At 46.5% G+C, this 23,844-nt stretch carries 18 protein-coding genes; 10 read left to right on the top strand and 8 right to left on the bottom strand.

From position 1 onward, the window contains the following. Positions 1-64: 64 nt before the first annotated feature. The 3 genes from ACO1NU_RS12475 to ACO1NU_RS12465 all read right to left on the bottom strand — a co-directional run bounded on the left by ACO1NU_RS12475 (position 65) and on the right by ACO1NU_RS12465 (position 6,966). Entirely contained in the window at positions 65-4,537 is a 4,473-nt protein-coding gene (locus ACO1NU_RS12475; RefSeq protein ID WP_448818820.1) for a hybrid sensor histidine kinase/response regulator transcription factor, read from the bottom strand. 138 nt (positions 4,538-4,675) lie between these two features. After that, entirely contained in the window at positions 4,676-5,659 is a 984-nt protein-coding gene (locus tag ACO1NU_RS12470) for an aldo/keto reductase (protein ID WP_448818819.1), read from the bottom strand. A gap of 14 nt (positions 5,660-5,673) precedes the next feature. After that, positions 5,674-6,966 carry a hemolysin family protein gene (locus ACO1NU_RS12465; RefSeq protein WP_448818818.1) on the bottom strand — a complete coding sequence of 431 codons (1,293 nt, stop codon included), beginning with the start codon at positions 6,964-6,966 and terminating at the stop codon, positions 5,674-5,676. A gap of 236 nt (positions 6,967-7,202) precedes the next feature. Between ACO1NU_RS12465 and ACO1NU_RS12460 the strand changes: the two genes are divergently transcribed. Genes ACO1NU_RS12460 through moeB form a run of 4 tightly spaced genes read left to right on the top strand, consistent with a single transcriptional unit; the run spans position 7,203 to position 10,456 of the window. Then, entirely contained in the window at positions 7,203-8,585 is a 1,383-nt protein-coding gene (locus tag ACO1NU_RS12460) for an NAD-dependent epimerase/dehydratase family protein (RefSeq protein ID WP_448818817.1), read from the top strand. Continuing rightward, positions 8,575-9,030, top strand: coding sequence for a M67 family metallopeptidase (locus tag ACO1NU_RS12455; RefSeq protein ID WP_448818816.1), 456 nt, complete (start codon positions 8,575-8,577; stop codon positions 9,028-9,030). The genes ACO1NU_RS12460 and ACO1NU_RS12455 overlap by 11 nt, the downstream gene beginning before the upstream one ends. Further along, positions 9,018-9,305: a MoaD/ThiS family protein gene (locus tag ACO1NU_RS12450; protein WP_448818815.1), complete on the top strand. Its 288-nt coding sequence runs from the start codon at positions 9,018-9,020 to the stop codon at positions 9,303-9,305. Before ACO1NU_RS12455 ends, ACO1NU_RS12450 begins: the two co-directional genes overlap by 13 nt. An 8-nt stretch (positions 9,306-9,313) precedes the next feature. Then, positions 9,314-10,456 carry a molybdopterin-synthase adenylyltransferase MoeB gene (gene moeB, locus ACO1NU_RS12445; protein WP_448818814.1) on the top strand — a complete coding sequence of 381 codons (1,143 nt, stop codon included), beginning with the start codon at positions 9,314-9,316 and terminating at the stop codon, positions 10,454-10,456. Here moeB and ACO1NU_RS12440 read toward each other — a convergent pair. Together ACO1NU_RS12440 and leuS are read right to left on the bottom strand one after the other, a co-directional pair. Continuing rightward, positions 10,413-11,255, bottom strand: coding sequence for a hypothetical protein (locus tag ACO1NU_RS12440; protein ID WP_448818813.1), 843 nt, complete (start codon positions 11,253-11,255; stop codon positions 10,413-10,415). The genes moeB and ACO1NU_RS12440 overlap by 44 nt on opposite strands. Before the next feature lie 543 nt (positions 11,256-11,798). Then, complete coding sequence (gene leuS, locus ACO1NU_RS12435) at positions 11,799-14,594, bottom strand: leucine--tRNA ligase (protein ID WP_448818812.1); 2,796 nt, start codon at positions 14,592-14,594, stop codon at positions 11,799-11,801. A 111-nt stretch (positions 14,595-14,705) separates the two neighbouring features. Between leuS and ACO1NU_RS12430 the strand changes: the two genes are divergently transcribed. The 6 genes from ACO1NU_RS12430 to ACO1NU_RS12405 are packed head-to-tail and all read left to right on the top strand — an operon-like array spanning position 14,706 to position 19,308. Then, positions 14,706-15,584 carry a cell division protein FtsX gene (locus tag ACO1NU_RS12430; RefSeq protein WP_448818811.1) on the top strand — a complete coding sequence of 293 codons (879 nt, stop codon included), beginning with the start codon at positions 14,706-14,708 and terminating at the stop codon, positions 15,582-15,584. After that, positions 15,584-15,814 carry a DUF3098 domain-containing protein gene (locus tag ACO1NU_RS12425; protein ID WP_448818810.1) on the top strand — a complete coding sequence of 77 codons (231 nt, stop codon included), beginning with the start codon at positions 15,584-15,586 and terminating at the stop codon, positions 15,812-15,814. The genes ACO1NU_RS12430 and ACO1NU_RS12425 overlap by 1 nt, the downstream gene beginning before the upstream one ends. Positions 15,815-15,819: 5 nt before the next feature. Further along, the gene (locus ACO1NU_RS12420; protein WP_448818809.1) at positions 15,820-16,614 is read left to right on the top strand and encodes an undecaprenyl-diphosphate phosphatase; all 795 of its coding nucleotides are present in this window, start codon (positions 15,820-15,822) and stop codon (positions 16,612-16,614) included. Next, positions 16,614-17,339: a tRNA pseudouridine(55) synthase TruB gene (truB, locus tag ACO1NU_RS12415; protein ID WP_448818808.1), complete on the top strand. Its 726-nt coding sequence runs from the start codon at positions 16,614-16,616 to the stop codon at positions 17,337-17,339. Before ACO1NU_RS12420 ends, truB begins: the two co-directional genes overlap by 1 nt. Further along, entirely contained in the window at positions 17,326-18,261 is a 936-nt protein-coding gene (locus ACO1NU_RS12410; RefSeq protein WP_448818807.1) for a bifunctional riboflavin kinase/FAD synthetase, read from the top strand. The genes truB and ACO1NU_RS12410 overlap by 14 nt, the downstream gene beginning before the upstream one ends. A 12-nt stretch (positions 18,262-18,273) precedes the next feature. Continuing rightward, complete coding sequence (locus ACO1NU_RS12405; protein ID WP_448818806.1) at positions 18,274-19,308, top strand: DUF2157 domain-containing protein; 1,035 nt, start codon at positions 18,274-18,276, stop codon at positions 19,306-19,308. Here ACO1NU_RS12405 and ACO1NU_RS12400 read toward each other — a convergent pair. The 3 genes from ACO1NU_RS12400 to uvrA form a co-directional block, all read right to left on the bottom strand. After that, entirely contained in the window at positions 19,301-19,726 is a 426-nt protein-coding gene (locus ACO1NU_RS12400) for an OsmC family protein (protein ID WP_448818805.1), read from the bottom strand. The genes ACO1NU_RS12405 and ACO1NU_RS12400 overlap by 8 nt on opposite strands. Positions 19,727-19,732: 6 nt before the next feature. Continuing rightward, positions 19,733-20,902, bottom strand: coding sequence for a trans-sulfuration enzyme family protein (locus ACO1NU_RS12395; protein WP_448818804.1), 1,170 nt, complete (start codon positions 20,900-20,902; stop codon positions 19,733-19,735). Between the two features lie 133 nt (positions 20,903-21,035). Then, complete coding sequence (gene uvrA, locus ACO1NU_RS12390) at positions 21,036-23,837, bottom strand: excinuclease ABC subunit UvrA (protein ID WP_448818803.1); 2,802 nt, start codon at positions 23,835-23,837, stop codon at positions 21,036-21,038. Positions 23,838-23,844: the final 7 nt, after the last annotated feature.

Raw genomic sequence — 23,844 nt, 5'->3', positions numbered from 1 at the left:
TTGACGTAAGACTTTCAATTTTTGGCAAAGCTCCTGCATTTCAACACAGGAGCCGCTCCTATTGTCAGATCTCGCCCGGATAAGTATCTTCTTTGACACTTTTCAAATAGGCGGAAGGCGACTGCTTGAACTTCTCTCTGAAGCAGGTGCTGAAATAGCCGGAGCTCTTGAACCCGGTCATATAAGCAACTTCCGAAATGGTGTATTCTCCGGCATCGAGAAGTTGTTTACTGCGCTTCAGTCGCATTTCGCGGACAAACTCGACGGGTGCCATACCCGTGAGGCTCTTCAATTTCTTATAGAAGGTGGTTCTTCCAAAGCCTACAGCTTCTGCAACGCTGTCAATGTTGAAATTGCTGTCTTCCATGGATGTCTCCACGATCCTGATGACCTGCTTAACAAATTCTTCGTCTCTGGAGCTAATCAGAATTTCGTCGGGCTGGAGCGTAACGATTTTTTTGTCGTCCGCCACCAGAGACGCTACGTGCTGCGCGCGTCGTTTCAGGAAATTCCCGACGAGTGCCAGAAGATATTGCATATCGAAAGGCTTGGTGACGTAAAAGTCTGCACCATAGTTCAGGCCTTCGATCTGCGCTTCTATTGACGATTTTGCGGTAAGCAGAATTACCGGGATATGACTGGTAGCGGGATTATTCTTCAGCTGGTCAAGCATCTGGATACCGTCCATCTCAGGCATCATAACATCACTGATGATGAGGTCAGGCATAGACATTTCAACCAGCGCGAGTCCCTCGCCACCATGACCGGCTTGAGACACCCTGCAGAAAGTGGATAGTTGGCCCGCCATAAAGGTTCTCAGGTCAACGTTGTCTTCGACGAGCAGCACATGGAAACGTTCCATATAATCATCCTGACTGAGTAGTTCCGAAACTGGAGTAGGTACATGCTCCACCCCGGAGTAAAGCGGATGTGGGGAAGCGCTCTCCGACTCCACGAAACTGACCTCGTCTTCGGAGAAATGGCCTTTACCCAGCCGGAGAGACAAAGTGAAAGTCATTCCACCTTCCGGGTTATTGCTGGCGGAAATATGCCCTTTATGGGCCCGGATGAGTTCTGAAGAGAGTGCCAGGCCGATACCTGTTCCCTTAAGCTTGTTGCTCGAGGCATCGCCTTCATAGTAGAGGTCGAATATCTCCTGCAGTTTATCTTCCGGAACTCCGGGACCCTGGTCTCTGATCAGGATCTCAAACCTGTCTTCTTCTTTACGTGCGACATGGATCGTGATCTGGCTTCCCGCAGGACTGAATTTGAAAGCATTGGACAGGATGTTATAAACGACAATGTCAATTTTTGCAGGATCAAGCCAGGCCAGCAATGTACTGTCGTTTGAATCGAGAGACAAGGTAATCTTCTTTTCTTTGGCCAGTCCATCGAAATGAGCGGCGATACCACGAAGCAAGGATACCACATCGACCTGTGAGATGTCCAGACGCATCTTGCCGCTCTGGACCTTTCTGAAGTCGAGCAGTTGATTCACGAAGCGAATCATACGGTCGGCATTCTTCCGGATCGTATGAATATAGTGCTTACCCTGATCTGAAATCTGTTCCGTACGGCTGATTTCGTCGAGCGGACTGACGATCAGCGTCAGAGGGGTTCTGAGCTCATGGGAAATATTGGTAAAGAACTGCAGTTTCAGGTCGGTCATCTTCTTTTCCACAATCACCTTGTTACGCAGCCTGATCATGGCGACGACAATCCTGCGGGCTCCTTCAAGGAGAGCCAAGGCAACAAGCACGTAAACCAGGTATGCCCATACGGTAAGCCAGGGCGGAGGGAGGACAGTAATCCGGATACTCTTTTCCGGCACATTGCTGAACATATCTTTATTCAGGCTCCTGACAACGAACTCATAATCTCCCGGCGGAAGATTGGTATAAGTTGCCTTGCGCTGGTTCCCGACGATATGCCAGCCTTTATCATACCCGCGGAGAATATAAGCATAGCTGATCTTATGACCAGCCCTGTAATCGAGGACGGCGTAGTCAATGCTAATCACGTCCTGGTTGTACCTAAGCTCCAGATGCGAGGTATTGTTCAGCGACTTACTCAGCGGCGAACCTGGTGCTCCCGGAATAACATCTGTATTGTACAGCTGAATATTGGTGAGTGCCATGCCGGCCTTTATTCTTTTGTTTTCGACTTTGTAAGGATTGAACGAAATGTAGCCTTCGAGACAGCCGAAATACATATCGCCATTAAACGATCTGAAAGCAGCAGCTTCCGAAAATTTAGCTTGTCCGAGCCCATCATAGGAATCGTAGTTGCTGAAGGTGCCCGCTTTGCTGTCAAAACGCACTAGTCCCTTGCCCGTGGCCACCCATAGCTTACCGGACTGATCTTCCGCGATGCTTAAAATAACATCGTTGGGAAGACCATCACGCTGTGTGTACGAACGAAACTTCCTCGTTTCTGATTTTAAGTCGGACACGAGCTTATTCAAACCGCCGCCAAAGGTGCCCAGCCACATGGCCTTGCTGCGATCTCTGAAAATAAACTGTACTTCATTATTTCCGAGACTTGTACTGTCGCTGGGAATCTTTCTGATCAACTTGAAATTCGCCTTCAGTTTCTGATTCCGTGTGTCGGCAATAACGAGGCCGTTAGTCGTGGCAATCCACAACTTTCCGGTCGGATCTTCACAGAGGTGTCTGATGTAGTTGGCACGGGTTGGATATGAAGCGAAGAAATTATTCTTATTACGAAAGTACACTCCCGAGGAGCTCTTCACGGCCTCATTGATACCGCCGCCAAATGATCCTATCCAGATCCGCTTCCTACTGTCCTGAACGATTGAATAAACGGTATTGTGGCTCAGGCTACCGGGGTTATCCGGATCTGCGAGATACAGCTTCAGATTGTAACGGGTGCGGGAAGCGTTGAGAGGAGTAGCAGTGAGCAGCCCCGAACCTTTCGTGCCCATCCAGACCACACCATCACTGTCTTCCATGATAGTGTAGACTTTCCCAATGGCAGAAGCCTCAATCCCTTCGAAGATGTTCGTTTGCTTTTTGCCGTTGAGGAAAACGCTCAGCTCTCCCGCTTTGGTTCCCACCCAGTGGCGGCGACGTGAATCTTCAAACAAGACCCTCACCTCATTTTGGGACTTGTTAACGGGATTCTTCACCATCAGTCTCTGGTTGAAGTAGCTTCCCGGAAAAGTAATTTTATTAACGCCCCCATCAATAGTAGCGAGCCAGAGGATGCCTGAAGGATCCGGGTAAACGGCTGTAACAATGTTCGAGAACTGCTGATCTGAAGATCCGGGTTCGTTATAAAAATAGTCGATCTTATCCCCTGTACTATTATAATACCCGAAACCTCCGTCTTTTAGGCGGGTCCAGAGTTTGCCCCCTGAGTCCTCAAAAACCATATAGCTGTTGCTTGGACTAACCGAATGGGAGTCTTTCTTCTGTGTGAAGGTCTTGAACGTGCTGCTCGCAGGGTCGTATTTAACGATGCCGATTTTCTCCGGTTCAAGCCAGAGGCGGCCTCCCCGGTCTTCATAGATCGAGAAAAAAGCGCTACCCGGCTGCTTGCCGGCGATAGTGGGCGTCAGCGTCTCGAGATCCATGCTGATCAAGCCCCTTCCCGAAGTGGTGGCATAGAGCCTGCGGCTACGGGATACATGAAGGGCATTTATGGAATTTCCCGGACATAGGTCCCTGACGAGAAACTGATTAGAGTTCGTGTTAAATGTGACCAGTCTTCCGTCACGCGTGCCGAAGTAGAGGTTCTTTCCCTGCGCCGCTACGCAAGTGAACGATAGCTGTGGCGAAAAGACCTTCGGCAGCTGTGCAGGGGCCTTTGCGGAACTTGCCTCGGAAGAAGATGGACTTATTCTGACCAGTCCCGCATTTGTACCGACCCAGGCGTTCCTTTGCTTGTCCTCAAAAAAGAAGCTTATAGAGTCGGACGGAAGCTTAAATGCAGCCAGGGCAGATCTTGTATAATGATGTATAGCCGGTTCGTTCTTCGAAGGACTGAAGACGACATGCAGCAAACCCTTGTCGGCTGTAGTCAGCCAGGCACTCCCGTCATCTGACAGAAAGATACGGCTGATATTGAGGCTCCGTACGTTATTCCGGCGGTTGATCGCGAGAAATCTCCCTGTATTCTTGTCAAAACGGTAGACATTATGGTCGTATGTTTTAACCCACAGATAGCCTTTTTTATCTTCGATGATGTTCCTGAACTTGTTGTTGGTCAGGCTGGAACTGTCGCCAGGATAACTTTTATAGATAGTAAAGGTGTTCCCGTCGAACTTGTTCAGTCCATCCCAGGTACCGAACCACATAAAGCCATCCTTGTCGCGGGTAATGCATAAAACCCCGTCATGAGAGAGTCCCTGTTCAGTTGAATAGTGTTTCAGCACCTCCCGTTGCTGGGAAGAAAGCGGTAAACTAAATAAGAGCAGGCAGATAGTAAAAAGCCCGGGGATACGGCTTCGGATATGGAGAAGAAACAATGTGCAAAGAATGCAGCAGGTAATCACATGAGTGATCGGTTGTATCATGCTTAAATCGACTTTAGAGGTCTTCGACTCTGCCTTCTGGCGGAATATATGAGCCTAACAGGTTATTTCGCGGTAAAGCTACAAATTCTGACCTTCAAAGTGTGCCGGGAAAGATGATTTCCCGGCGCATGATGATGATTAAAAATGTCCGCGGATTCCGGGACGGATTTCCGATTGGTAGAGTGCCTTCAATTGCTGGTGGACCGAAGACGGCAAACTGTCCATCGAAGAGGCTGATGCATTTGATCGTACCTGCTCAGGTGATGAAGCTCCCGGAATTACTGTGGTCACTCCAGGATGATCGAGAATCCAGCGGATGGCCCATTGAGGAGTCCGCTCGTCAGGGAACATAGCGGCAATTTGTACGGCCAGGTCTACACCTTTCTGAAACTCGATGCCGGAAAATGTTTCTCCTGCATTGAAGGCCTCTCCATTTGCATTATAGCTACGGTGATCTGTGGGAAGGAACTGACTGTCTTTTTTGTATTTGCCGCTCAGCAAACCACTTGCCAGGGGAACCCGTGCGATAATGGCTACCTCTTTCTCCTGTGCTTCGACAAAGAACTCTTCAGCATAATGCTGCCGGAACAAGTTGAAAATGATCTGCAAAGATGCGATTCCGCTTTGCTGAAGGCAAATTTTTGCTTCTTCGGCAGTTTCTACGCTTACTCCCCAGTGTTGGATCAGCTTATCCTGTTGTAGCCTGCGCAGATGATCAAACACCCGTCCGGCCTCCAGTTCTGTAGTCGGGATGCAATGCAGCTGCTCCAGGAACAGCGAGTCAAGCTGGAGATGCTCCAGAGAGCTTTCCACATGAGCACGCATTTTTTCATAAGTGAAGTTTTGTGGCCAGGCATTGTCGCCGTCATGTCTTCTGCCCAGTTTAGAAGCCACGAAGAACTCTTTATCTATAGTCGTAAGAAACTTTCCGATCACCGTTTCACTCACTCCCATACCATACACATCGGCCGTGTCGATAAAGTTACCGCCAGCTTCCGCAAAGGCTGATAAAACGCTCAGCGCGTGGTCCTCATTCACGGGCCCCCAGTCTGAGCTACCTAACTGCCATGTTCCCAGGCCTATCTCAGATATCTGTTTGTCTTTAAAATTTCTATATTTCATCTTCTTGCAAAAGTTTATGATATAACCTGATGATCTTTGTGTTTCCTGGAGATCATCACTTTGTCGATGCGCTGACCATCCATGTCCATGACCTCTATTTCGAAATTAAGCCATTGGACCTTTTCTCCTTCAACCGGTATTGAGCGGAGCAGATGTAAGATTAACCCGCCAACTGTTGTAAAGTTCATTTCCGAATTGTCTTCTATATGCAAAAATTCGAGGAGCTCATAGTAGGGATACTGTCCGTCGACCAACCAGGAGTTCTCGTCGCGAGTAACGATCTTCAGTTCGTCGTCGGGCTGCTCTGTCTGATCACCCACAATTTCTTCGACGATGTCGTTCATGGTGATCATTCCTTCAACCGACCCGTACTCGTCTACGACGATGGCATGGTGTACTTTCGCGCTTTTGAATTGCTCAAGCACCTGATAGGCTGGCAAATTTTCATGCACGAAAAGGGGTTTCCGGAGATAGCTCTTCAGGTTGAATGACTTGCCGCTGAGATCACGCGGAAACAGTTCTTTGACGTAGAGCACGCCAACGATCTTATCAAGGCTCTTATTCGCCACCGGATATACTGAATGTACCTGGAGCTGCATTTTGCTGCGTATAGCTTCAGGATCTTCATTCACATCAAACCAAACCAGATCACTCTTGTGTGTCATGAGTTCGGATGCTTTCCTGTTGCCCAGAGCAAAAACGCGGCTTACGATATCCTGTTCGATCTGTTCAATCTCTCCGTGAAGTGTGCTCTCCCGGATAATGGAGTTGATCTCTTCCTCCGAGATCGGGCCCTCCTTTTTTTGGGATATACCTAGAATCTTCAGACAGGCATCGTTGGTTTTCGCGAGCAACCAGATGAATGGTTTTGTCACCAGCGAAATGATTTGCATGGGCGTAGCAACAAGGGAGGCTACTTTTTCAGGAAAAGCAAGGCCGATCCGCTTTGGCAATAATTCTCCGAAGACAATAGAGAAATAGGTCAGTATCACAACGACAAGGCCCACAGAGAGGGAATCAGAATAGGGTTCAAGGAAGTCCACACGGCTGACGAGCCTGTCGAGGTCGTCGGTTATTTTATCTCCGCTGTAAATACCTGTGAGAATCCCGATCAGGGTGATCCCGATCTGAACGGTGGAGAGGAATGTATTGGGATTTTCGGCAAGGGCAAGTGCTTTACGGGCTCCTGCATGTCCGCGCTTTGCAGAGCGCTCGAGCTTGAACCTGCTTGAAGAAACAAGGGCTATTTCACTCATGGAAAAGATTCCGTTAAGCAAGATCAAAATCCCTATTATCAATATTTCCATTATCTGTTTTTAAGTTTAAGGAGCTGTAAAGCTAACAAACCGGACGATGTTGTTAATCTCTGTCCATGATATTAATACAAATGCCGGCCCCACAGGTTTATACAGGCGACATCTTTTTTGAGGAAGACATTGTAGAGAAAAATGGAGAAATCATGGAAAAAAATCGTGTAAGTATCGTGTAATCTACTAGCACGCGATATAGCTATATTTACCCATGGGTATAAAGACAACAATATATGGTGAAAACTATACACGCGAAGATATGGGGACTATCACCTTTTGTGCATGAAAAAGAAGCCTTGGCTGAACTAACAGATCTAACCCGTGATCTGATTGAAATATACGATCAGGATGGGCGGTTGGATGAAAATCCATTCACGCCGACAACAAAAAGAACCTTATCTGTTCCTCAAATGGAACTTCAGGATATGCTTGCCGGATCGGTGTGTTTGGTCACTGGCTATGGTTGCGTAGGACAGTGTCTGGTGGAAAAGCTTGATGCATTCGGCATTAAACTGATTGTGGTGGTCGACATGAAGCCGGCGCCCGGCGGTGGCCTTTTAAATGATAATGTCAGATACGTCCAGGCCGACGTGTCCAACGAGCAGGATCTGGAATCTCTTTTTGAGCTCTACCGGCCTGAGTTCATCTTTCATACAGCCGCGCAGCGTGACCCTGGTTGGGCTGAAACCCACGTCAGGGAGACTGTTGTAGCGAATATTCTGGGCACCTGGAACCTGATCAAAACATGCGAGCGCTATTCCTTTGTTAAACAATGTACATTTTCTTCAACAGGAAAAGCGAGCCGGTATTATACCGAGGAGGTATATGCTGCAACCAAGAAGGTTTGTGAGTATATTCTGGATACCTATGCCAGGCGAAGCCATGTAAGATATTCGATGGTTCGATTTACCCATATTCTGGAAAACAGCCTGATGAATATGGGCTTCAGAGATGCGGTCGATGCGGCCTACCTTTCCGTTCACAGTCCAGGCAAGTACGTTACCGCCCAGAATGTGTCCGAAGCCGGAGACCTTCTTCTAAATGCGCTCGTTAGCTCCAGTGAGGGACAATGCAGGTTTTCGCTCGTACGTCACCTGGAGTGGCCGGTTGAGAGTCTGGAGGTGGCTTTATTTTACATCAAACAGCGGGGAAGCCGCATACCGGTTATCTTCCAGGGCAACCCTAAGGGATATTGCGAGAAGTTTTTCAGAGGTCAGCTGGACTGGTCAGATCCGGGGGATTTAAATCTGCTAATCAATGTATATGAGTGCAAAACCCGGTCGGTGAATACTGAAGGGGACATCGTTATTTCACAACTGCCGCCCGCAGATCCAGGCGCACTCTTTGCTTTGCTCAGAACCCTCGAAACATTGGGAGGGGAGCAGGAAACGCGCGATATTCTCTTGTCCGGCTTAAGAGAAATTACGCAAAGTGCGCTTCGGGAGGTTGACCCAATAGATACCGTCAGGATCCTTAAATGGGGGCTTCAGCCGGAGCATCTTTCCGCGGAAGGGAGCTCAGTCAGTGATTTTAATGCCATTACCTCTCTCCTTAAGGAGACATTATCCGGATCTCCGCTAATGGAAGAACTGAAAGCTCTGAACTATGCATTTTGACAGTGGCGTCCAGATGGATCCAGCTGTTCACAGTTTGATCCGCATCAGTGCCAAAGGAGCTTATCCCAACGAGTGCTGCGGTTTTTTATGGGGAGATGGAAAATCCATACTATTTGCTGCAGAGGTCGACAATGTTTCCGCAGGCGACAGGAAGAGTCATTTTCGAATCAATTCATCGGCCTATATAGCGGCCGAAAAATTCGCTGAATCACATGGTCTGACATTGCTTGGCATATTTCACTCCCATCCTGATTCACCGGCCATACCGTCTACCGAGGATACCAAGATGGCCTTACCTAACTTTTTTTACATCATTATACCACTAAAGGGGAATATGGTGAAGGAAGAACGATGCTGGATCCTGGACGGCTCCGGCGAGTTCAAAGAGCTTCACCTGAACATCACTATACCTCAATCATCTCAAACATCAATATGGCAACAGTAATTATTCCTACACCTTTAAGAAAGTTCACTTCCAACACCTCCAGAATTATCATTTCGGGCAGCACGGTTCAGGAAGTCATTGAAAATCTCAACCAGGCGTATCCCGATGTAAGAAAACACATTCAGGATAATAGCGGTGCAATTCGCCCATTTATTAATATTTTCGTAGGTGAGGATGACATCAGGACACTGGACAGTCATCACACTCAGGTACACGACGAATCTTTCATCAGCATCATTCCTGCAATTGCGGGCGGCAATGCAATATCAGAATAGAAGAATTTATGTTTTCAAAAGAAGAACTTCTACGCTATAACCGCCATGTGATCATGCCGGATTTCGGCATGGCAGCTCAGGAGAAGCTAAAAAACGCACGCGTTCTTGTTGTTGGTGCAGGCGGCCTGGGCAGCCCTCTCCTCCTTTACCTGGCTGCTGCAGGGGTAGGACATATCGGGATCATAGACGCTGACATTGTAGAGGATAGTAACCTGCACAGGCAGGTGCTTTTCGGCGTAGAAGAGCTGGGCACAGCTAAAGTTGAAGCAGCGAAGAAGCGATTGCTTTCTCTTAATCCCTATATTGAGATCGAAGTATATCAAATCCTCTTTACATCTGCAAACGCTTTGGAGATTGCCCACGATTATGATGTGATTGCCGACGGTACTGATAATTTCCCGACTCGATATCTGGTCAATGATGTAAGCGTCCTGCTGGATAAGCCCAATGTGTATGCATCTATTTATCAGTTTGAAGGCCATGTATCGGTTTTCAACTACGTGAATGCTGCGGGAGAACGGGGACCTAACTACAGAGACCTCTATCCCAATCCCCCGGAAGCAGGCGCCGTGCCGAACTGTGCAGAAGCAGGAGTATTGGGCGTTCTACCCGGGATCATCGGGAGTCTGCAAGCGCTGGAGGTCATCAAGGTAATTACTGGCGTAGGTGAACCCCTGAGTGGCAGATTCTACACGTTTGATGCATTAAGTTTCGAATCACGCACATTTAAGTTGAAAAGGGATCCCGCTAATCCCTTGAACGGCGAGAACCCTTCGATAAATGAATTGATCGATTATGAACATTTCTGCGGCATCAGGAAGCAGGCAGCACCTCTTAAGGAAATTTCAGCGGCCGAGTTCCAGGACTGGCAGGATGAAGGCGTCGAGATGGAGATCATTGACGTACGTGAGCCCCACGAATTTGAGCTCGTGAACATCGGCGGAACGCTGATACCGCTTGCAGAAATATCTGATAAAGGCGACAAGGTAGCACGCGACAAGAAGGTAGTGCTCATATGCAAGTCGGGTGTTCGCAGTGTTCGCGCCATAGAGATACTCCAGGAAAAGTATGGCTTTAATAATCTGTATAACCTCAAAGGAGGTCTGATCAATCTGATACTGGAGGCTGATCTGGATCTGCCAACTTATTGAGCCTTTTCTGTGCCTGCGTATAGTTGATGTAGAGCTGGATGCATTCTGCCAGTCCCACCCAGGCTATTCCGCCCCATGCTGCGCTGATTATCTCCTTGTAGAGGGATGGGTCGCCTTCATTGTGCTTTAAGATGATCCCGTAAAAAGCCCATATAACCACCAGACCGAAGAATACGTTTTTTTTCAGGATGATGATTGCTGTGGATATAAGGGTTGCCCCTGCAATAAGGATAATGGTCCAGTACCGGGGAGAGATGCCCCCGCCGTCCCAGCCGAGACCGACAAGGGCTGAGCTGATGTTGGCAATGGTAGCGATGCAGATCCAGGCAAAATAGATACCCAGCGGGAAATGGGTAAAGATCTTAGCGTAAACAGAGCGGTGCGGATTGAAAATTTTCAACCGAACGTTGATAGCAATCAATGTAGTCAGCTGAATCAACATCAGCAGCACTGAGAGAATAAACTGCTCGTTAACCCAGGCAAATACCCAGGCAGCGGTGGCGATGTTGTTGATCATGAACATCACTCCCATTCTGCCGGTATCTTTATTGGCTTCTGAAAGGAGATCTTCCCGGAAGGCCTTGATGATATGATAAATAGTGAATGCAAACAAAGCTATGTAGATCACTCCCCAGATAGAGAAAGTGATTCCCGCAGGAGTAAAAAGCGTATCGTACTTATCAGACACGTCTCCGATGTCCTTGTTGTTGATAAGATTTGTCTGACTCAGTGTGGAGACAGCGAAAGCAATGATGTAAAACAGAAAGTTTAAAAGGGCAAGCGTCTTTATGCGATTCATGACAACTTTTTAAACTTAACAGCGGAAGTCCGGCTTTGTTGTGGCAAAGCGTGTGCAAGTATAATCATATAACGAAAAGAGGGTGTATCATATACCATGATCACTCTTTTCGTTCCGAGGGGACTAGAGGCATCTTCCATAAATTCTCTAGTCTTGTTAAGTTATTTCTGGGGTTCTGTGTGTAACGAAGGAAGGATCTTCATGAGGTTTCTGTGTGACCTATTTAGGGGTGTAACAACGGTGACCCCACCTTGTAGCCACGGTGTAGCCACCTTTTCCCGGCAAAACGTGGCTACACCGTGGCTACAAGGTGCCTACAATGCGGCTACACACCTAAGCAGGTCACCAGTTTCTGTCAGCTTGGTTGCAGCTTAGTATAGACATGATTACCTGCGGTTGTCAGCGAGGATTCATTCGCATAAGGTGGCACTTGTATTAGCCCAGCACTTGATTAAGCTTTTCAACTGAAAAGCTCTTAAACGGAAAAGAGGGTGATCATGATTTATGATACACCCTCCTTTATGTCCTACCGGCTTTATTCTATCAGACCACGATATTAACAATGCGTCCCTTAACGACGATTACTTTCTTTGGTGATTTGCCGTCAAGATATTTCTGCACATCCTGATTCTGAAGAACCAGCTTTTCAACTTCTGCCGGTTCAAGGGACAATGAAACAGTCAGATTCATCCTCATTTTTCCATTTACAGAGATCGGATAAGCAAACTCATCTTCGACAAGATATTCGGCCACAAACTTTGGAAAATCTGCGTGGCTTAAGGATCCTTGCGGATGCCCAAGTAAGTGCCACAGTTCTTCTGTGATATGGGGTGCATAAGGCGCGAGAACAATAACGAGTTCCTGCAGAATAGCACGCTTGTTGCATTTCAGTTCCGTCAGTTCATTTACGCAGATCATGAAGCTGGAGACCGAGGTATTGAACGAGAACCGTTCGATATCTTCCTCTACTTTTTTAATGATCTTGTGAAGCGACTTCAACTCGGCCTTTGTTGGCTCAGCATCTGTGACACGGAAGTTAAACTGGTCATCGTGGAACAGTTTCCAGAACTTTCTCAGAAACTTGAAAACGCCTTCGATACCGTTTGTGTTCCATGGCTTACTTTGTTCAAGCGGTCCGAGGAACATTTCATAAAGTCTCAAAGTGTCAGCGCCGTAGCGTTCAACGATATCATCAGGGTTTACGACATTGAATTTCGACTTTGACATCTTTTCCACTTCTACGCCACAGATGTATTTTCCACCTTCGAGGATAAATTCAGCATCTGCAAACTCAGAACGGAAGGTTTTAAACTTCTCCAGGTCAAGTATGTCGTTCTCCACGATATTTACGTCGACATGCAAAGCAGTCGTTTTATACTGGTCCCTTAGCCCGTGGGATACAAAGGTGTTGGTTCCCCTTCCCTCTTCATCAGCCACACGATAGACAAAGTTCGATCTACCCTGAATCATTCCCTGGTTGATCAGTTTCTTGAAAGGCTCTTCTTCATTAACATAACCCAAATCTTTCAGGAACTTGTTCCAGAAGCGGCTGTACAGAAGGTGTCCCGTTGCATGTTCTGAACCTCCGATATAAAGATCCACATCTTTCCAGTACCCTATAGCTTGTTTTGAAGCGAAGGCATTTTCTTTACGTTCATCCGGAGAAGCCATGTAACGGTACCAATACCAGCTTGATCCTGCCCATCCCGGCATGGTGCTTAATTCATAAGCATACTGCCCTTTGTACTTCCAGTCGAGCGCGCGACCCAGCGGCGGATCTCCCGCTTCTGTAGGCAGGTATTTATCTACTTCGGGAAGCAACAAAGGAAGTTCAGCTTCATCGATCAGATAAGGCAAGTTGTCTTTGAAATATACAGGAACCGGTTCGCCCCAGTATCTCTGGCGACCAAAGATGGCATCGCGCATACGGTACTGAATTTTTGCTCTTCCTGCACCAAGCTCTTCGAGCTTCTGGATCAAGACAGGAAGCGCTTCTTCATAAGTAAGGCCGTTAATGATACCGGAGTTAATATATTTACCTTCCTTGGTAGCGTCGGCCGTTTCCTCTATATCTTTCTGAGCGTCGAGGATCTGAATGACAGGAAGGTTGAATTGCTTTGCAAAAAGCCAATCGCGCTGATCTCCCGAAGGCACAGCCATTACAGCACCTGTTCCGTAGCCGGCAAGAACATAGTCTGCGATCCAGACCGGAATCTTCTCTCCGTTTAATGGGTTCAATGCGTATGTGCCGGTAAATGCGCCTGATACGGTTTTGGTATCAGCCATGCGGTCAAGCTCTGACTTCTTTTTTGTTTTATTGATATAATCCTCGATCTCGTTCTTTTGCTCAGCAGTGGTGAGGGAGCTAACGAATTCATGTTCGGGTGCAATCACGAGAAAGCTTACGCCATAGATGGTATCTACACGGGTAGTGAAGACCTCGATGATCTTGTCGCTGTTCTCCACCGGGAACTTCACGGATGCACCTATGCTCTTACCAATCCAGTTGCGCTGCATTTCCTTAAGCGGTTCCGGCCAGTCGATACAGTCGATACCTTTCAGGAGGCGATCAGCATAAGCGGTAATCCGCATGCTCCACTGCCACATTTTCTTTTGTTCGACAGGGTGACCACCGCGCTCAGAAAAACCTTCTTTCACTTCGTCGTTCGCGAGAACGGTCCCCAATGCAGGGCACCAGTTGACGGTACTCTCTTTAAGGAATGTCAGACGGTATTTCAGCAGTTCCTGCTGTTGTTCCTGTTCAGACATACTGTTCCATTCGTCAGCAGTAAAAGATCGGGTATCCTCGTCTGACACTGCAGAGATGCCTGCACTTCCGTTTGTGCGGAAATGTTCAATAAGCAGGTCGACAGATTTTGCCTTGTCTGCTTCCATATCATACCATGAGTTGAACAGCTGCATGAAGATCCACTGCGTCCATTTGTAATATTCAGGATCACTGGTACGTACTTCGCGGCTCCAGTCAAAAGAGAAGCCTAACTGATCAAGCTGACGGCGATATGTAGCGATATTATCAACAGTGGTAATTGCGGGGTGCTGACCGGTTTGAATAGCGTACTGCTCTGCCGGAAGTCCGAATGAATCATAACCCATCGGATGAAGCACATTGAAACCGCGCAGTCTTTTAAAGCGGGCAAAAATATCAGATGCAATATAGCCAAGGGGATGTCCTACGTGAAGTCCTGCCCCTGAAGGGTAAGGAAACATATCGAGTACATAATACTTTGGTTTTTCTGATGCATTGTCTACTTTGTACGTTTGGTTTTCGGCCCAGAACTGCTGCCACTTGTTTTCAATGTCTCTAAACTGGTAATCCATGTGATTCAAATTCTTTGGATTGCGAAAATAGTAAAATTGATTTAGAGTCGCGGGAGCCAACTTCCATACTTCCAAACTATTTCCTATTTTCGCATATCTTAAAAAAGCACTATGGAAGAATTCGAGAGGAGCGCTTACTCAAAAAAGACCAAGCCGGTTTATATATCAACAGTGATCAGTATTGCACTGGTTTTGTTAATGATAGGCCTTCTGGGACTGATCCTTGTTCATGCCCGGAACTTGTCTAACTATGTGAAAGAAAACATCGTTTTAAATATCATTGTTAGCGACGGGGCGAAGGAGGTTGACGTACTTGCTCTTCAGAAGCAGCTGGATACAAACCCTTACATTCTGAAAACACAGTATGTAAGTAAAGAACTTGCTGCGAGGAATTTACAAAAGGATCTTGGAGAGGAATTTGTGGAGTTTCTTGGCTACAACCCCCTGCTATCTTCCATTGATGTTTACATGCGGGCGGACTATGCGAATAACGCGAGCATCGAGAAACTGAGCGGAGAACTGACAAAGAATCCGCTTGTGAAGGAGGTGATCTATCAGAAGTCGTTAATTGATATGGTGAACCAGAACCTGAAGCTGATCGGTCTTGTTATTTTGGCTTTTGCAGGTGTATTGATGATCATTGCCGTGGCGCTGATCAATAATACCATACGTCTGGCGATCTATTCGCAAAGGTTCCTGATTAAAAGTATGCAGCTGGTGGGCGCCACCAAAGGGTTTATCCGTGCGCCTTTTATTGGTTACGGAATCCTTCACGGCTTCCTGGGAGGCTTAATTGCTATCATATTACTATTGCTGACCTTGTATCTGGCTCAGCAGCAGATACCGGAACTGGTGATTCTCCGGAACTGGTTTGAATTCGGAGTTGTGTTCCTGATTGTTTTGGGAACAGGAATTCTGATCTCAACAGCCAGTACATGGTTCGCAGTGAGCAAATATTTACGTTTGAAAATTTACGATCTCTATAAATAATGGCAAAGAAACCTCTTCTGGAAACCACCGAGCAGAAACAAGCTCAGTTTGTTTTCGACAAAAGCAATTACCGTCTTTTACTGCTGAGCATAGCAGTTGTTACGATTGGTTTTTTTCTCATGAGCGGCACGACAGACATCTACGAATTCCGTAAGATCGTTCTGGCCCCGATCGTGGTAGTTATCGGCTTTACTATCGGCTTTTTCGCCATTTTGAAAAAGCGTAAATAGGAAAAATGAACTTTATTGAAGCTATTATTCTGGCCATCATTGAAGGCCTTACCGAGTTTTTGCCTGTTTCTTCGACCGGCCATATGATCATCGGCTCTTCCCTCATGGGAATCGCAAATGATGAATTCGTAAAGCTATTCACTATCGTGATCCAGTTGGGGACGATCCTTTCTGTTGTTGTATTGTACTTCAAACGCTTTTTCCAAAGTTTTGATTTCTACTTCAAACTCCTGGTTGCGTTTATCCCGGCTGCCGTTTTTGGCTTATTGCTGAGCGATACGATCGACCAGCTGCTGGAAAGTCCGCTGGCTGTAGCGATATCATTGGTATTAGGAGGAATCATCCTGTTGTTTGCAGACAAGTGGTTCAATAAGCCTACCATTGATTCTACGGATGAAATCACCTATCCTACTGCTTTCAAGATCGGTCTGTTACAGTGCCTGGCTATGATTCCGGGTGTTTCCCGTTCGGGAGCTACTATCGTAGGTGGTATGTCTCAAAAGCTATCCCGTAAAGCTGCGGCCGAGTTTTCATTCTTTCTTGCCGTGCCGACCATGTTTGGCGCGACCAGCAAGAAGCTTTATGATTTTTACAAGAGCGGTTATGAACTAAGCGGGGAACAAATTAACCTGTTACTGATCGGGAACATCATTGGTTTTGTTGTTGCGATCATCGCAATCAAGAGCTTTATTGGCTTTGTAACGAAATATGGATTCAGAGCCTTCGGCTGGTACCGCATCGTTGTTGGCGGGATTATTGTAATTTTGCTCCTGGCAGGCATTGATCTGCAGGTTATGTGATGGATATAGAAGAAAAGAAAACTGAGTTCCCGCCATTCAATTTTGTAGACGGAGAACTCCTGTTAGTGAATAAGCCTTACCGCTGGACGAGTTTTGACGTGGTAAGTAAGATCAGAAATGCTTTCAAACCACTGAAACTGAAGGTTGGACACGCGGGCACGCTGGATCCTTTAGCCACGGGATTATTGATTATCTGCACAGGTAAACTCACCAAAAAAATAGACGAATTTCAGGCTCAGGAGAAGGAATATACCGGAACTATGATCCTTGGGGCAACAACGCCATCTTATGATCTGGAGACGGAAGTGGATGCCACTTATCCGATCGACGGACTAAGTGAAGAATCTATACGGGACACCTGCAACGCGTTCATTGGTGAAATAACGCAGTTTCCCCCTGCATTTTCTGCAGTAAAGATTGACGGCGAGCGCGTTTATCAAAAGGCGAGAAGGGGCGAAGCTGTTGAGATGAAATCGAGACAGGTGACCATTTCATCATTTGAGATTACGAGGATTGAATTGCCGGAAGTAGAGTTCCGCGTAGTATGCAGCAAAGGAACCTATATCCGGTCGCTGGTTTATGATTTCGGCAGAAAACTGAACAACGGTGCCTATCTGTCGAGATTGAGAAGAACAAGGAGCGGAGATTTCCGGATAGAAAAAGCATTTGAAGTTATGGAGCTTTCCGGACATATCAGAAGTCTGAAAGAGAATGAAAGTCTATAAGCACATTGATGAGTTTCAAAAGCTTGAAACTGCTGTTGTCACCATAGGTACGTTTGATGGCGTTCATCAGGGCCACCGCAAGATCATCAAAAGACTTGTAGAAGAAGCGAAGCGCATGGGGGGCGAGAGTGTCATCCTTACGTTCTTTCCACATCCCAGGATGATTCTTCACCCCGAAGACCAGAGTCTGAAGCTGATTACCACAATTGAAGAGAAGCAAGAGCTTATTGAGGAATTGGGAGTAGATCATCTCATTGTGACCCCTTTCACGAGAGATTTTTCAAATCTCTCTCCAAACGATTACATCAGTCAAATTTTGGTCAATAAGATCGGCACAAAAAAGATTATCATCGGTTATGACCATCACTTTGGTAAGGATAGAGAGGGTGATTTTGCCAAATTGGAGGCATGCGCACCTTTATTCGGATTCCAGGTTGAAGAGATTACAGAAGAAGATATTCATGATGTTGCAGTAAGTTCGACCAAAGTAAGACAGGCTCTGACGGCGGGTGACGTGACTACGGCACAGGACTTCCTTGGCTATCCTTTTCATTTGACAGGCCTTGTTATTAAAGGCGATCAAATAGGCCGGACTATTGGTTTTCCAACAGCTAACCTGTTTCTCCAGGAGACTTACAAGCTGATCCCTGCAGATGGAATTTACGCAGTTATGGTAGAGGAATATCCGGAAAGTAAGGGATTGTACAAGGGAATGGGATATATTGGCACCCGACCAACCCTAAATGGCATGAGTAGAAATATTGAGATCAATATTTTCGATTTTGATAGAGATATCTACGGCCAGAACATACGCGTGCACTTTCTGTACTTTTTAAGGGGGGATATGAAGTTCCATTCACTCCAGAAGCTGACTGACCAGATCAGCCAGGACAAAGTCGCTGTTTTAAACCTCTTGCGTTAGCACCGATCGCCTATGAAAAACCTAAACATTGATAAACCTGAAGCAGAATTCCTGGACAGTACGATTAAATACTGGGAAGAAGAAGGACTGATTGATGCGGCGAAAGCAGAGCAGTTACGTTCTTCTTACGCCGTTAAGCAATTTGACTGGCGGCGACTGGCACAGTATTCCTTCTGGATTGCACTTGCCTGCGGACTGATAGCCGTGGCTTCTCTGGTTATCAATGATGCGATTATCGACCTTCTGCAAAGTCTGTATAATACCCCTGATATACTGATCAGTGTTGCTGCAGCCGGGATTGCGGCCTGGATGTACTACTATGGCCAGCGTCAGAAGGCCAGGTTTCCTGAAAGACAGTTTAGTAATGAAGCCACACTCTTCTCCGGGGTACTTTTCACAGCGATCAGTATTGCATTTGTGGGGAAGGCACTTGATAATGGGTCAGGACACTTCTCATCTCTCTTCCTGCTTTCCGTTTTTGTATACGGTGCGCTGGCCTTGAAATTCCAGTCAAAGCTGATCTGGGCTTTCGCTTTGATATCTTTAGGCAGCTGGTTTGGTACCGAAACCGGCTATCAGACAAATTGGGGAAATTATTTCTTCGGATTAAATTACCCGCTCAGATTCGTGGTATTTGGTGCTGTGCTGACTGCTGCGGGGCTACTACTTGAGCACTATAGAAAGCTACCTGGGTTTAACTCACTCACATACGTAATTGGTTTATTCTACTTCTTCATCTCTTTATGGATCCTCTCTATTTTCGGGAATCTTGCAACGATTGAAGACTGGTTGAAAACAGATCAGGTAGACCTGGTATCCTGGGGGATTATATCCTCGGTCGCATCATTAGGTGTGATGCTCTATGGTTTAAAGCAGAAAGATGAAATCGCCAGGGAATTTGGGATCACCTTTCTGCTTATTAATATCTACACACGGTATTTTGAATACATGTGGGACAGGACGGATAAAGCCATATTCTTCGGAATACTAGCTATTTCTTTCTGGCTTATCGGGTGTAAAGCCGAGAAGATCTGGAATCTTAAGTAGCCGGAACGATCTGAATCATATAGTCGATCTTCACGCCTCCTGCTGCCAGCATATCATGCACAGAGCAGTATTTCTTTACGGCGAGTTCTGCTGCTTTCTCAGCCTTTGCCTGATCGATATTTCCCTTTAGCTTAAAAGCCATCCTGATGTGCGTGAATACGGCAGGTACAGCATCAGCCCTATCTGCTTCCACGTCGACAGATATATCCTGAATTTCCTGCCGCTGTTTATTCAAAATAGATATCAGGTCGAAGGAGCTGCAGGAGCCCAGAGCCATCAATACGAGCTCCATGGGTCTTACTCCAAGTCCTTCACCTCCGATTTCCGGAGATCCGTCAATATGAACTTTAACTGGAGAAGAAGGCGCTGTAGCAGCCAGGTGCACAGCATTATTTAACCGGTTTAACTCGATTTTCATATCTGATTATTTAGAACGTTCTAGTGCTTGGTTAATATCGTTAATAATATCGTCGGCATCTTCCAGACCCACAGAAACGCGTATAGACCCAGGGTAAATACCTATGGCCTGTCTTTCATTCTCTGACAGCTTTGAATGCGTTGTAGAAGCCGGGTGTGTTCCTATAGTACGAGAATCACCGAGGTTAGATGTGATCAGAACCATCTGCAATGCATCCAGAAATTTCTTCGCCCGATCGAATCCACCTTTTACGATGAAAGTTACGATCCCACCTCCCTGCTTCATTTGCCGTTTAGCCAGTTCGTACTGCGGATGGGAAGGCAGATGAGGATATCTCACCACCTCAATTTCGGGATGTGTATCCAGCATTTGCGCCAGTTTAAGAGCAGAACTACAGTGCCTGTCCATACGGATAGGTAGAGTCTCCAGACTTTTCGAAAAAATCCAGGCGTTGAAGGCAGACATGGCAGGTCCGGTATGTCTGATGAAGAAAAGAAGTTCTTTTATCAGGTCACCCCTACCAGCAATAAGACCACCGAGCACTCTCCCCTGGCCGTCCATATATTTGGTTGCGGAGTGTGACACGATGTCAATACCGTACTGCAGAGGTTTCTGCAGATATGGAGTTGCGAAGCAGTTATCAACATTCAGAATGATATGAGGGTACTTTTTCTTCAGGCTTCCCAGCCATTCAAGATCAACGAGCTCGAGGCCTGGGTTTGAAGGAGTTTCCAGAAATATCATCTTTGTTTCTGGTCTTATGGCAGCTTCCCATGTTTCGGGAGCTAGTGCATCCACGTAGGAGCTGGTTATGCCCCACCTGGGAAGTAACTGCGTCAATAGCTGATGCGTAGAGCCAAAAATTGACCTGCAGGCAAGGACGTGGTCTCCACTTTTAAGAAGTCCGGCCAAGGAAGCAAATACTGCGGCCATACCTGATGAAAAGGCGAGACCGGCTTCTGCCCCCTCGAGCATACACACTTTATCAATTAATTCGTTTGTATTGGGATTGGAATAACGGGAGTAAATGATCCCTGGTTCTTCGTCTGCAAATACGGCTCTTCCTTGCTCAGCGTCATCGAAGACGAAGCTGGAAGTAAGATATAAGGGCACAGAATGTTCACGATTAGGGCTTCGTTCTGCCTGAATACGAATTAGTTTGGATTGTTCGTTCATTTTGAATTATTGAATCTATAGGGGACCAGTTATAGGAATAACCGGATTTCCCTAAATCATTGAGGATAGCCAATATAGTGATAATCCTGGAGCCGGGCCATAGATTTTCACAATTGGCTATCTAATGTTTATATCATGCTAACACATCTTTAAGGAAAGCGCCTGTATAAGATTCGCTTACCTTGGCAAGATCTTCCGGGAGACCTTCAAAGACAAGATTTCCGCCCCGGTCTCCCCCTTCGGGACCGATGTCGATCACCCAATCGGCACATTTAATAACATCGACATTATGCTCTATGACCAGGATGGTGTTCCCCTGATCTAAAAGTGCATTTAGAGATTGAAGCAGCTTCTTTATATCGTGAAAATGCAAGCCTGTTGTTGGCTCATCGAAGATAAACAAGGTTTTACTACGGTTATTTCCCTTGATCAGGAACGATGCCAACTTGATGCGCTGAGCTTCACCCCCGGAGAGCGTATTAGATGACTGACCCAGATGCACATATCCCAGACCTACGTCTACCAAAGGCTGAATCTTGCTGGTGATCTTAGGTTCATCTTTGAAAAACTCCAGCGCCTCTTCAATGGTGAAATCGAGAACCGCGGATATATTTTTCTCTTTGTATTCAATATCGAGAACGTGTTGCTTGAACCTCTGGCCCTGACATGCTTCACAGGGCAGGAATAAGTCGGCCATGAACTGCATTTCTATCTTCACCTCACCCTCACCCTGACAAACGTCGCAGCGTCCACCTTCTACGTTGAATGAGAAAGCTGCGGGTTTGAGTCCAGCTGCCTTAGCGGAGGGTTGAGAAGCGAAAAGGTTTCTTATATCATCATAAGCCTTCACATATGTCACCGGGTTTGAGCGGGAAGAACGGCCGATCGGATTCTGATCTACCAATTCCACATGATCAATGCTGTCGAAGTTTCCTTCGAGGCTATCGTATGCGCCAGTCTGCTCGCCTGAGTAGTTACCGATAACTTTCTGCAGAGCAGGTTGTAAAATCCTTTTCACCAATGAGGTCTTGCCAGATCCGGAAACTCCGGTAACGCATGTAAACACGTTAAGGGGGAATTTCACATCAATACTTTTGAGGTTATTCTCTCTCGCTCCTTTTACTTCGATAAAGTCTGTCCAGTTACGTCGTTTTGATGGAACTGCAATTTCCTCCCGTCCACTTAGATATTTTCCGGTCAGACTCTTCTCATCGGTTAAGATCTGCTGGTAATCTCCCGAAAAAACGAGATGTCCACCGTTAGTTCCTGCATCAGGGCCGATGTCGATTAAATGGTCTGCTGCCTTCATCATTTCTTCTTCATGCTCCACCACCAATACCGTGTTACCGACATTGCGGAGGGATTTGAGTACTCCGATTAATCTATGCGTATCTCTTGGATGAAGACCTATACTCGGTTCATCAAGAACATAGACGGAACCAACCAGTGAGCTACCTAAAGAGGTTGCCAGATTGATTCGTTGGGACTCTCCACCGGAAAGGGTGTTGGAAAGTCGGTTAAGAGTTAGGTAACCAAGACCAACGTCATTTAGAAAGCTGACACGGCTCGTAATTTCAGCAAGCAGGCGCTTTGCTATTTTGGTTTCGTTAGCTGTCAGGTCTAGTGAATTGAAGAAGTCTAAAGAGGAATCAAGTGGCATGAGAACAAGATCGGTAATCGACTTTCCTGCGATCTTTACGTAAGAGGCATCCTTTCTGAGCCGACTCCCTTTACACTCAGGGCAATTCGTCTTTCCACGGTACCTGGAGAGCATCACGCGATATTGAATCTTATATGTTTGAGATTCGAGTTCTGCGAAAAAATCATTTAGTCCCCTGAAGTATTTATTTCCTGTCCAAAGCAATTGCCGTTCTTCATCCGTAAGCTGATTGAACGCGCGGTGTACCGGAAAGTTGAACTTTAGCGCGCTTTTTAAAAATTCCTGAAGCCAGGTCCCCATCTTCTCCCCTCTCCATGGAGCGATTGCGCCATCGTAGACGGACTTACTCTTATCCGGAACGACAAGGTCTTCATCTATGCCGATAACCCTTCCGAATCCTTCGCAGCGCTTACAAGCACCGTATGGATTATTGAAACTGAAAAAATTAGGGCTTGGTTCTTCAAAACGGATTCCATCGAGTTCGAAGCGATCGCAGAAAAACCGCATATCGCCTTTATATTCGACAAAGCAGTCGCCTTTACCTTCAAAGAACGCCGTCTGAATAGAATCGCCGAGGCGGCTGACGGTATCGTCGTCTTCACTGATTGTTATACGGTCGATTACTATTTTTACAAGGTCGCTATTTGTCAGCTTATCGTTTTTCAGGCTTGAATCTTCCAGAAGTTCCTCTATACGCGTGAGCTTATCGTCTTTCTGGACGCGTACAAATCCTTTTTGTAGAAGGACTGCAAGCTCTTCTTTCAGGCTACGGTTGTTATGCGGATGGAGAGGGCAAAGAATTGTTACGGAATCTCCTTCAGGTAAAGAGGTGATGTAGTTGATAACCGTTGTTACAGAATCGCGCTTTACTACTTGTCCTGAAACGGGCGAAATCGTCTTCCCTATACGAGAGAACAACAGCTTCAGATAGTCATATATCTCCGTAGAAGTTCCAACCGTAGAACGTGGATTACTGGTAATTACTTTTTGTTCAATCGCAATGGCGGGTGCAATCCCGCGGATGTAATCGACATCCGGCTTGTTCATCCTACCCATGAATTGCCTTGCGTAGGATGAAAGACTTTCCACGTAGCGACGTTGCCCCTCAGCATAGAGCGTATCGAAAGCTAGGGAGGACTTGCCAGAGCCTGACAAACCGGTTATAACCACCAGCTTATTTTTTGGAATATTTACATCTATGTTTTTTAAATTATGAACGCGTGCGCCCTTAATTAGAATAGCGTGTCTTGGATCTTGTTCTGATTCAATATTCATGCAATGA

This window comes from Arcticibacter sp., assembly GCF_053551015.1.
The sequence above is the reverse complement of the archived record's forward strand: the minus strand, read 5'-3'. Positions and strand labels throughout refer to the sequence as shown.